At 47.3% G+C, this 9,635-nt stretch carries 13 protein-coding genes and 1 pseudogene; 10 read left to right on the top strand and 4 right to left on the bottom strand.

What is annotated here, in order from left to right; all coding sequences use genetic code 11:
* Nucleotides 1-63: 63 nt before the first annotated feature.
* Entirely contained in the window at nt 64-351 is a 288-nt protein-coding gene (locus KIV40_RS12885) for a hypothetical protein (RefSeq protein ID WP_134976208.1), read from the bottom strand.
* Between the two features lie 416 nt (nt 352-767).
* Between KIV40_RS12885 and fliD the strand changes: the two genes are divergently transcribed.
* From fliD to KIV40_RS12840, 9 genes are all read left to right on the top strand, one after another.
* Nucleotides 768-2,105 (top strand): flagellar filament capping protein FliD, encoded by a 1,338-nt coding sequence (gene fliD, locus KIV40_RS12880; protein ID WP_134976210.1) that lies wholly within the window; start codon nt 768-770, stop codon nt 2,103-2,105.
* Between the two features lie 19 nt (nt 2,106-2,124).
* Nucleotides 2,125-2,511 (top strand): flagellar export chaperone FliS, encoded by a 387-nt coding sequence (fliS, locus tag KIV40_RS12875; RefSeq protein ID WP_134976212.1) that lies wholly within the window; start codon nt 2,125-2,127, stop codon nt 2,509-2,511.
* A complete protein-coding gene (locus tag KIV40_RS12870) occupies nt 2,495-2,815 on the top strand; it encodes a LafD (protein ID WP_285349556.1) in 321 nt (106 codons plus the stop codon). Before fliS ends, KIV40_RS12870 begins: the two co-directional genes overlap by 17 nt.
* Nucleotides 2,812-3,867, top strand: a complete 1,056-nt coding sequence (locus KIV40_RS12865) for a flagellar hook-length control protein FliK (protein WP_285349554.1) — start codon at nt 2,812-2,814, stop codon at nt 3,865-3,867. Before KIV40_RS12870 ends, KIV40_RS12865 begins: the two co-directional genes overlap by 4 nt.
* 22 nt (nt 3,868-3,889) lie before the next feature.
* Nucleotides 3,890-4,399, top strand: coding sequence for a flagellar basal body-associated protein FliL (gene fliL, locus KIV40_RS12860; RefSeq protein ID WP_005432357.1), 510 nt, complete (start codon nt 3,890-3,892; stop codon nt 4,397-4,399).
* 12 nt (nt 4,400-4,411) lie between these two features.
* Entirely contained in the window at nt 4,412-5,140 is a 729-nt protein-coding gene (locus KIV40_RS12855; protein WP_285349552.1) for a FliA/WhiG family RNA polymerase sigma factor, read from the top strand.
* A 10-nt stretch (nt 5,141-5,150) separates the two neighbouring features.
* Complete coding sequence (gene motA, locus KIV40_RS12850; protein ID WP_228174789.1) at nt 5,151-6,008, top strand: flagellar motor stator protein MotA; 858 nt, start codon at nt 5,151-5,153, stop codon at nt 6,006-6,008.
* Nucleotides 6,008-7,000, top strand: coding sequence for a flagellar motor protein MotB (locus tag KIV40_RS12845; protein ID WP_285349549.1), 993 nt, complete (start codon nt 6,008-6,010; stop codon nt 6,998-7,000). Before motA ends, KIV40_RS12845 begins: the two co-directional genes overlap by 1 nt.
* Nucleotides 7,001-7,086: 86 nt before the next feature.
* Nucleotides 7,087-7,374, top strand: coding sequence for a hypothetical protein (locus tag KIV40_RS12840; RefSeq protein ID WP_005432364.1), 288 nt, complete (start codon nt 7,087-7,089; stop codon nt 7,372-7,374).
* A gap of 13 nt (nt 7,375-7,387) precedes the next feature.
* On the opposite strand, the gene KIV40_RS12835 is transcribed toward KIV40_RS12840, so the two are convergent.
* The 3 genes from KIV40_RS12835 to KIV40_RS12825 form a co-directional block, all read right to left on the bottom strand.
* Entirely contained in the window at nt 7,388-8,143 is a 756-nt protein-coding gene (locus tag KIV40_RS12835) for a PhzF family phenazine biosynthesis protein (RefSeq protein ID WP_285349563.1), read from the bottom strand.
* Between the two features lie 445 nt (nt 8,144-8,588).
* On the bottom strand, nt 8,589-8,966 hold the full coding sequence (locus tag KIV40_RS12830) for a PH domain-containing protein (protein ID WP_005432371.1): 378 nt from the start codon (nt 8,964-8,966) through the stop codon (nt 8,589-8,591).
* A gap of 118 nt (nt 8,967-9,084) precedes the next feature.
* Nucleotides 9,085-9,300, bottom strand: coding sequence for a TIGR02450 family Trp-rich protein (locus KIV40_RS12825; protein WP_134976218.1), 216 nt, complete (start codon nt 9,298-9,300; stop codon nt 9,085-9,087).
* A gap of 185 nt (nt 9,301-9,485) precedes the next feature.
* Here KIV40_RS12825 and KIV40_RS12820 point away from each other — a divergent pair.
* Nucleotides 9,486-9,635: pseudogene (locus KIV40_RS12820) on the top strand (cyclohexadienyl dehydratase); the annotation flags it as partial.

Raw genomic sequence — 9,635 nt, 5'->3', positions numbered from 1 at the left:
GTGATCAAGAGACAGTCATACGGGAGGCTTTTCTTTGTCTGAAAAAGCGTTTAGAAAAGCGTTCTAGCGACGGATATAGATAGAAGTGGCTTCGTTGGTGTGGCTAGAAGGAATGCGAAAGCCTGCTTTCAGCATGGTGTTATGTAGAACTTTGTTGAACAGCTCCAGCTCGGCAGATTCCACACCTCGATGTGGCTCATACGCTTTGAGCTCTGGAAATCGAGAGAGCGCCTCTACACGAATGTTCGCCAGTTCCTCGGCATTAATGTTCTGTTTACTGCGCAGTTTGGTGCCAATGAAAGCCTCATATGCACGGGCACACTTCATCAGTCGTAAAACAAATTCATTCATTACTGTCGTTCTTTTTAGTCGAAGTGGTGGGAATAGCCAGACGTTATCAACCACAAAAATTGCAGGGGCATAAGATAGCAAACCTTTGCATTCAGACAGGGTCAGAAAAATCTGAATCCTTTAGCAGTAAACGCCGAATTCTGCTCGTTATGCATACAACCCCATAACTCTTCTTTCTTTCCTCCATTGGATTAAATCTTTCAGCCTTTTTGGTCGCCTGTTTTATTTGGGAAATCCCTTTAACCATCAAGGGGAAAGCGGAACCAACAAGGTGGAAAAGTCACTTCCTCCCAACACACAAAATAGACCGTAAGATACTGTTTTATATATGAATAGACATCAGGCACACATCTTGCGATTGAGTATTTATAACTGGCATAGAAAAGCCAAATACAGATGAGAGAGGGAGCTACCTCATGAGTTCGTTAGATCCAATTACCATGGCAACCCAGTTCGCCACGTTAGACGTTCAGCCATTTCAGCAACGTTACCAAATGCAGGCCGATCGATACCAAGCGCAACTTACCGCTCTAGGCAAAGTGGAAAGTGCATTGCGTGACTTCCGAACTGCGGTTAATGAGATGAACAGCAGCACAAGCAGTATCATCAAAAATACCGCTACAACCTCTCAAGACGGCTTTTTCACCGCAAGTGCCGATGCCAACGCATTAGTCGGTAACTACCAGATTTTCGTTGAGCAAGTCGCCACTTCACATCAGATTTCTACGGGTATGCCTGCAGACTTGGAGGCGACTACAGAGGTCCCAACTACCGGTACGTTAGAGTTCACCATCAGTGGTGAAACCATGACGTTAGATATGTCGACGGTGGATACCGACGGCGATGGCAAAGCGACCGTGACAGACCTAGTCAGTGCAATCAACAACGACCCTGATAACCCAGGCGTGAGTGCCACACTTGTTCGCTCAAACGGGCAAACACACTTCATGCTCTCTAGTACCGAGACAGGCGTGGCAAACACCATCAATGTCAGTGCGACGGGAACAGGGCAAGCTTGGTTTGAAAATGCGTTCACCAACACGACAGAAATTAGCAAACCACAAGATGCTGTTATCTGGCTTGGCGCGGAAGGAACTGGTCTTCAACTCACCAACTCAAGCAATACTTTTGAAGGCGTGATTGATGGTGTCGACATTACCGTCACGAAAGCGCAAACCTCAGGTGAAGCACCGATTTCAATGGAAGTAGGAACGGACAGCGAAGGCACGAAAGAACAACTGAACAAGTTTGTCGAAGCCTATAACTCCTTAGTCTCTACACTCGATGAATACACTCAAGTTGGCGGGGAAGATAAAGCCCGTGGCGTTTTGGCCAGCGACCCAACCTTACGCTCTATTGAAAGCCAACTAACTAGCTTAGTTCGTGGCGAACATGGAGGCATGCGTTTAAGCGAAGTCGGTATCACTCTTGATCGAGACGGCAAAATGAAAGTCGATCAGGATAAGTTTGCCGAAGCACAGAAGAACAACAGTGCCGCACTAGAAACCATGTTTAACGGTGATGGCGCCCTGCTCGACTCGCTTGATGACATGGCAGAACCATTCTTGAAGTTCTCTTCAGGCACGTTCAATTCTCGCAAAGATGCGCTGCAAGCCAACTTAGACCGAATTGAAGATAAACAAACCACCTTAGAACGCAAGTACGAAATGTCGTACAACCGCTACCTAAAACAATTCACTCAAATGAACACCTTAATGACGCAAATGAACCAAACCATGTCGATGTTTGGTTAAGGCTTTAGGAGAAGTACTCATGCTAATGGATTCCGGCTACGACTCATACCAACAGGTCGATCTTGATGCTCAAGCAGCATCAGCCAACCCACACCAACTCGTCGTCATGTTGATCGATGGGTTACTCGATGAAATAGAACGTGTTCGTGGCCATCTGGCGGCAAACCGTCTGGCAGAAAAGGGAACGGGTATCAACAAGTGTATGAATATCCTTATTGGCCTGAGCAGCGCGTTAGATGAAGAAAATGGCGGAGAGATCGCGGAAAACTTACGCCAACTCTATGACTTCTGCCAAGTCGAATTGTATTACACCAGCGTACAGAACGATGCGACACGTTTAGACAATGTAGAGCGCGTAATGGGTAACATTCGAGAAGGATGGATGAACTTTGGACAGCAAGCATAAAGTGTCGCCAGAGCGATTTCGCCACTTGTCAAAGCTGATCCAAATCGCGACTAAAACGGCCGATTGGCAAGCACTTAAACGCTACGACTTACAGTTGCGTGAACTGCTGATCAGCCATAAGCCTTTTTTGAAAGATCCGAAACTCGCACCGGAAATCCAGCGAGCAAAAGCGGTGCATGCTACTGCGTTTGCTGCGCTTGAGAAAGCCACCAGCGAACTACAGCAAGAGATGAACATGGTGAACGACCAAAAAGAACGAGCCATGGCATATCAACTTGCGATGACGATGGAGCTAACGCAATGATGGTCACTAACTCAATGCCTGTAAATGCGTCTTCTCAGTCGTCATCGTCGGGCAAAATCTCACAAGCGCGTTCAGAGCAAGGCTTTTCGCAAACCGATACAACCTTGGTAAATCAACAGGGCCAAACGAACGCACCTCAAGTAGTTGCGGGGTTTCGTCTAAATGCGCAAGCCTTACCGGCGGAAGTGATGCGACCTGACGCCAGCTCACCAGAGCTCCACACAGAAGACACCTCTGACGAAACGTTACTAGGTAATGCTTCATCAGAGGTGAATCTGGCCACCCAAGCGCAAGCTCTCATGCAGGGAATCAGTAAGGCGGCCACTAAGCAAGGCGATACCAACCAGCTTGCACAAGTGTCGGCAAATAACACATCGCAAAGTGCAAACATGGGCGCTCAAGCCAACCCTATGCTCACAGCCCCCGCGCAAGAGAACCAACGTGGTGTGCAAGCAAGCGCGGTAAATTCACTTAAAGTTTCTGCTTCTGATTTGCAAACGTTGCTGAATCAACCTGCTCATGGGCAAGTATTCGCAGCCAACACGCAATCGCAGACACCAACAGCGCAACATCCAAATCCAACCTCACCGCTTGCAGCAACTCAAGCTCAAGGTGCAGAGTGGGCGGCGGTTCGCGTGGATACCAACTCTGGTAGATGGGGCGAGCAGATGATGCAAGTGCTGCAAGATCGCGTGACATTACAAGCTCAGCAAAACCTACAAGAAGCCAAAATCCGTCTCGACCCACCAGAGTTAGGCAAGTTGGATTTGTTGGTACGCGTGGAAGGTGACCGTCTGAGCGTGCAGATCAACGCCAATACCGCCGCAACTCGTGAAGCCTTAATGCAGGTATCTGAGCGCCTTCGAACTGAGCTTCAAGAGCAGAACTTCGTTCACGTAGACGTCAACGTCGGCTCAGATCAAGGTCAAGAGCGACATTCTCATGAAGGCTCTCAAGAAGAAGCAACCGTCTTCGCCGCGCGTGAAACCAACGCATTTCAAACACATACAACAACAAACTATTCAGAGCATTGGCTGAACACTCAAGCCTAATGAATCATCGAGGAAAAAGGTTATGACCAAACAACAAATGATCGCCCTGTTTATCACCATGATCATCACCAGTGCCCTCGTTTCCGCTGCCACTGTGGTCGGCGGTATTTGGTACCTCAACAAAAGTTCAGAGTCTTCATCGTCAGAATCCAGCGTTAGCGCCTTCTTGGAGGACTCACCGCTGGCATTCCTAACTTCTGAGCAACCAACAACAAAAGGCCCAAGCTTTCATCCATTAGATAAAGTGGTGCTGACCATCAAAGGCAAGAAGCAAACTCATTTTGTGATGCTGGAACTTGCGGTGGAAACACGCCGCCCAGAGCGCATTAAGGATATTGATGCTTACATGCCGATGGTTCAAAACTCACTGCTAAAACTGTTCAGCGACAAAACCTTTGATGAGCTTCAGCAGGCGGGTGCCATTGATATCCTGCAAAGCGAAGTCAAAGAGACTCTGCTGCTTGCGTTCGCAAAAACCGACATCGTTCGTGATATCGATGATGTTCTGCTAACCAAGTACGTTGTGCAATAACGGAGCACAGCCATGTTGGAGATGAACTTACAGGAAAGTTATACCGCGACGGAGGAAGTGAATACGCCGTCGCGCCTGTTTGATGAAAATGCACTGCTGCAACGTCACCAAGTCATGGTTAAGCGCGTGGTCAACCAACTGCGCGTTCATGCGACCTCGCACTGCAGCATTGAAGACATGCAGCAAATCGGCTTGATTGCACTTGTCGAAGCTGGGCGTCGTTATGGGGATGTGGATGATCCACACTTCCCCGCTTTTGCCGTTTGTCGTGTTCGTGGCGCTATTTTGGACGAGCTTCGTCGTTTGGATTGGCGCTCACGCAAAACCCGCCAACAGGCGCATGAGCTTAACGATGTGACACGAGATCTTACTCGGGCGCTGGGCAGAATGCCCACCGATGCTGAAATCATCAAAGCGCTAGGTACGGATGAGCAAGACTACTATAACCGCCAAAACGCCGCACTCGCGGGCGAAATGCAAAGCCTCGACCAATTGATGGAAACTGGCGGAGACAGCCACTTTGGCGGCCAATATGACGGCATGGAACATGAGCACATTCGCCGCAGCTTAGACACTGCGCTGGGCAAAATGTCGAAACGCGACCAACTGTTGCTCACCTTGTTCTATCAACATGAACTCAACCTCCATGAAATCGCGCTCGTGCTCGATCTGACACCACCTCGCATCTGTCAGTTGCACAAACAAGCGCTTAAACAACTCAACCAATTAATGTCCTCTTAGGAGTCACAAGATGCAAAAGTTTTTTGGAGCCATTACCGTACTGATGTGTGTCTTCGGCGGATACATGTGGGCAGGCGGTAAACTCGGCGCTATCTGGCAGCCAGCCGAGTTCTTGATCATCATCGGTGCGGCAGCAGGTTCACTGATCATTGGCAACCCGCCACAAGTGCTAAAAGAAATGCGCCAACAAGTTCGTGCGACCATCTCTGGCCCACGTGAAGAATATGAGTACTACATGGAGCTGATGGCACTGCTTAATAACCTACTCGAAACCGCACGCAGCCGCGGTTTTAAGTTTCTCGATTCGCACATTGAATCACCAGAGCAGAGCTCTATTTTCCTCGCTTATCCAAAAGTAAGTAACGATCATCGTCTAATTTCTTTCATTACCGACAATTTACGTTTAATGGCAATGGGACAAATGTCGCCTCATGAATTAGAGGGACTGTTAGAACAAGAAATCGAAGCGATTCAAACCGAGATGCTTTTGCCTTCACGCTCCATGCAGCGCACGGCAGAGGCTCTTCCTGGGTTCGGTATTCTTGCGGCAGTCGGTGGCATCATCATTACCATGCAAGCCATTGACGGCTCAATTGCATTGATTGGTTATCACGTTGCCGCCGCCCTCGTTGGTACATTCATTGGTATTTTCGGTTGTTACTGTTGTTTAGATCCACTCAGTAACGCCATGGCTCAACGAGTTAGACGAAACATGACGGCTTTCGAGTGTGTACGCGCCACTTTGGTTGCTTACGTAGCGAAGAAACCAACATTGCTCGCTATCGACGCTGGCCGTAAACACATTCAGTTAGACATCAAACCAACTTTCAACCAAATGGAGAAGTGGCTAGCTGAACAGGAGGGATAATGCAAAAACAAGAGCATGTGGTGTTCAAACGCGCGAAAGCACATAACCATGACGAGTTTCATGGTGGCGCGTGGAAGGTCGCGTTTGCCGACTTCATGATCGCGTTGATGGCGCTGTTTCTTGTCCTTTGGGTCATGCAAGTGGTCGACAAGGAAGAGCGCAAAGCCATTGTGGCGCACCTTCATAGTTCGAGCGTTTTTGATAAGAGCTACGGTAACCCTTTCGATACCTCACAAAGTATCTCTCCTATCGACTTGGCACAGGACTCTTCTGTGCCAAGTAAGCACAACTCTAACCACGTCGTCAGCTCTTTCTTCCAAGGTGACGGCGATGGCCCAGAGATTGACTCGCTTATCCCGGGCAATTTCGACACCCAAGAGCAACTCGCTCTGCTGGCCAAAGTGATTGACGAAGTCGTCGGGCAAATCAGCGCGAAGGGTAACGTTAATGTCACCATTACCCCGCAAGGTCTGCGCATTGTGCTGCAAGATGATTACAAGCAACACATGTTCAGCCGTGGAGGCGCAGAATTAACCCCTTTCTTTGAGGATTTGTTACTTGCGCTTGCCCCCGTGTTCGAACGCATCAGCAATCCATTGATCATCAGTGGCCATACTGACTCGACACCGTTCAAAAAGCGTTTTGGTCGACAATCAAACTGGGCGCTATCCGCCTCCCGTGCCGATGTGGCAAGAAATACCTTAGTGGAAGGCGGCATGCCAGACGATCGCGTCATGCAAGTGACTGGAATGTCAGATCGTGCCTTGCTTAACCCAGAAGAACCCGATTCTAGCGAGAACCGCCGAATTGAGTTATTCATACTGACCACACCAGCAGCACAAGTTTTGGAAACCTTTTTCGGCAATCAAGAGGGCAGTGAGCTACAAAAAGCCAAACAGCAAGCAGAGTTTAACCAGCCAGTGATTAGACAAGAAGTGATTCGTTACTCAGTCGAACCTGACGATACCAAACCTCAGATTCAAGACCTATAACCCCCTAAAAGGTCACCAGTTTCTACCCTCTGCGTGACCTTTTCCCCAACGATAATATTGCTGAAATTTGTGTAGTTGAGTTCGATATGTCCGTACCTGCGCCCAATAAATCAAAAAATGACTCGCTCAAAAAAGCCTTTCTCTGGCTGATCATTTTCGACTACCTGTTACTGACATTTTTTCTCACTCAACTATCAAGTCTCAACCTCAACAGCGGCACCATGATCAGTCTGCTGCTCGTGGTTTATAATATCTTGCTGGTTTCTTTCTGCTACCAGCGCACCAGCAACGATGATTCTTACATCATCTATCCTGTACTTTCAGCGACGCTACTGGCGTTCGTCTGCTTCCTGTATTTTTTCTTTCTGGTGTAACTCGTTAGCCATACTACTCTCTTAATCGCGCTGATGCATATATCACTAACGTACCAGAGCTGAGTTTCGCGACTTGGAAAAAGCCGCCTTTTGAGGAAAGTTGACTAGCATTGAGGTTATCTACATCCAACTTCTTAAACCAATAGGGAGCGAGTGAGCACTGTGCTGACCCTGTTGCGATATCCTCATTGATGCCGATTTTTGGCGCAAAGTAACGCAAAACATAATCGTTAGGCCCACTTTGAGCGGTGACCATCACAGCATGAAAGTCTCGGATTTGGCAGAGGCGCTCAAAATCCGGCTGGTACTGTTTCACTTGCTGCTCAGACGCTAACACCACCACAAGTTCTCGGGTAGTGACAACATCTAACACTTGCACACCAGATTGCTCTAAGTTTAATAACTGTAAATCTAAACTGGCAGGAACAGGACTGGCATCCCATGCAGGCAAAGCCATTTGGTACTGAGTACCATGCTTAGCAATGGTGATGTCCCCATAATTACTGTGCAACTTAACAGAGCGTTGGTTTAGATGAGCAATCAACGCCGCGCCAGCGCCCATACTGCCATGACCACACAAGTTGATTTCACTGGCCAAAGAAAACCAACGAATCCACCAACGCCCATCCACACAACAAAGGAATGAGGTGATAGGTTGGGCGATACTTTGAGTTATCTCCAACATCTCTGAGTCACTCAACCACTCAGACAAAAACACTACGCCACAAGGATTACCTTGCGCATCCTCAGAGCAGAATACATCATAAATTTGGGTATCGATAACTCACCTCATATCGCCATTCAAACATCAAATTGCTCGGTGATAGCAAACATCCCTAAACGATGGAAATGCTACTTTTACCTAACAGAAGGTGAAAATATCGTGCGACAAATCATTACGCAAGCACGCTCATATCATTAAGTGACCTTAAGCGACGATTTCTCTCTGTAGAGGTATAAACCAAATGAAGGGAATGAAAAAGGAAGCCGTGAGGGCTCCCTTTGAAGGTGGTGATTGAATTCTGAAGCGTTAAGTATCAAAGCTCAGATTAACGAATCATCAGATAAAAGATCACACCGGCCGTAAATCCCAATATAGCCAGAAGATGTTGAGTCGGTGTTGAATTCCCTTCACTCTTCTTCTCTTTCAAATCACTTCGCACTGCCATACTGCCTCCTTGTCTTTGGTCTGTCTTTAGTCCCTGCGAGAATGCCTAGGCGAGAACATGCTCACTGATCATTTTGTTGAAAGAAACCAAGTCGAATGAACCTCTGATCTCAAAGCGCACTCGCCCTACTTCACTGAGGAATAGTTCAATCTCACAATCCAGATCAAGCGTACCAGATGTTTCAATCGAGAACGCATTGATCTTGCTGTATGGCAAAGAAGTGTAGTCGACTTTTGATCCCGTAATCCCTTGCACATTGGCCGCAATAACGCGCTTGTTGGTGAACACGACTTGGTCACGCACCGTTTTGAAACCTGCAAAAATGCTCTCCCCATCAATTAAGAATTTATGGAAGTCCTCTCGTACCTTTGAAGTTTCAATCGGCTTGAGTTTGAATATCGATGAGTTTTCGAAATCGATCATGGCGTTCCCTTAGAACATAAATAAAACCTTCATCAATTAATAGCAAAGTCTCTACCGCGAGCCTATTGATTTTGGTGACTTTTCTAACGCCATCTCGTTTTTGGTCTTCGCGCCAAGGCTACTTCCACCCTTGACGCCATTTTTGTGAGTCTTTTAAGTCGTGCCAATCCACTTCTCTTTCTCGCTTCGTCATGACCGCTTCAATAACGCACCTCACTACGTTGCCTTCTTCATCAAACTCCATTTCTGAAATGATGAAATGCTTTTCTTTGTTTACTGGCTCTGCTGCTGTCCATTTGCTTTGCAGTAGCTTTTTAGGGTGAACTCGATTCATAACACTCTGCCATTCATCAGAAAAAGTTTGCTTTTCATACGTATAAACTCGCAAATGCAATCACATTTAATGTTGGAAAGTTTTTCTTCAATATCGTGTTTTTTCCAATTGGTTTGATCTGTTTTACTGACACTTCCTGTTACTTTGAGTCATGCACACAAACACAACACATCAAAAGAATGATTATGAATAAAACAACTCTTTTACTTGCTTCCGTAGCACTGGCGCTTTCCGGCGTGGCTCAAGCCGATAAGCTGGAAAATATTCAAAAATCAGGCACGTTACGTCTCGGAACCACGGGCGACTACAAGCCGTTTTCTTACTACGATGGTAAG

The sequence above is a fragment of the Vibrio sp. D173a genome (genome assembly GCF_030248475.1).
Note: the sequence above shows the minus strand (reverse complement) of the source record. Positions and strands in the feature narration are given on the sequence as shown.

Bases quoted from the DNA above. Each gene is read 5' to 3' on its own strand.
- KIV40_RS12830 (WP_005432371.1), bottom strand. From the start codon at position 8,966: ATGATCGATTTCGAAAACTCATCGATATTCAAACTCAAGCCGATTGAA.
- fliL (WP_005432357.1), top strand. From the start codon at position 3,890: ATGACCAAACAACAAATGATCGCCCTGTTTATCACCATGATCATCACC.
- motA (WP_228174789.1), top strand. From the start codon at position 5,151: ATGCAAAAGTTTTTTGGAGCCATTACCGTACTGATGTGTGTCTTCGGC.
- fliD (WP_134976210.1), top strand. From the start codon at position 768: ATGAGTTCGTTAGATCCAATTACCATGGCAACCCAGTTCGCCACGTTA.
- KIV40_RS12855 (WP_285349552.1), top strand. From the start codon at position 4,412: ATGTTGGAGATGAACTTACAGGAAAGTTATACCGCGACGGAGGAAGTG.
- KIV40_RS12865 (WP_285349554.1), top strand. From the start codon at position 2,812: ATGATGGTCACTAACTCAATGCCTGTAAATGCGTCTTCTCAGTCGTCA.
- KIV40_RS12845 (WP_285349549.1), top strand. From the start codon at position 6,008: ATGCAAAAACAAGAGCATGTGGTGTTCAAACGCGCGAAAGCACATAAC.
- KIV40_RS12825 (WP_134976218.1), bottom strand. From the start codon at position 9,300: ATGAATCGAGTTCACCCTAAAAAGCTACTGCAAAGCAAATGGACAGCA.
- KIV40_RS12840 (WP_005432364.1), top strand. From the start codon at position 7,087: ATGTCCGTACCTGCGCCCAATAAATCAAAAAATGACTCGCTCAAAAAA.
- KIV40_RS12885 (WP_134976208.1), bottom strand. From the start codon at position 351: ATGAATGAATTTGTTTTACGACTGATGAAGTGTGCCCGTGCATATGAG.
- fliS (WP_134976212.1), top strand. From the start codon at position 2,125: ATGCTAATGGATTCCGGCTACGACTCATACCAACAGGTCGATCTTGAT.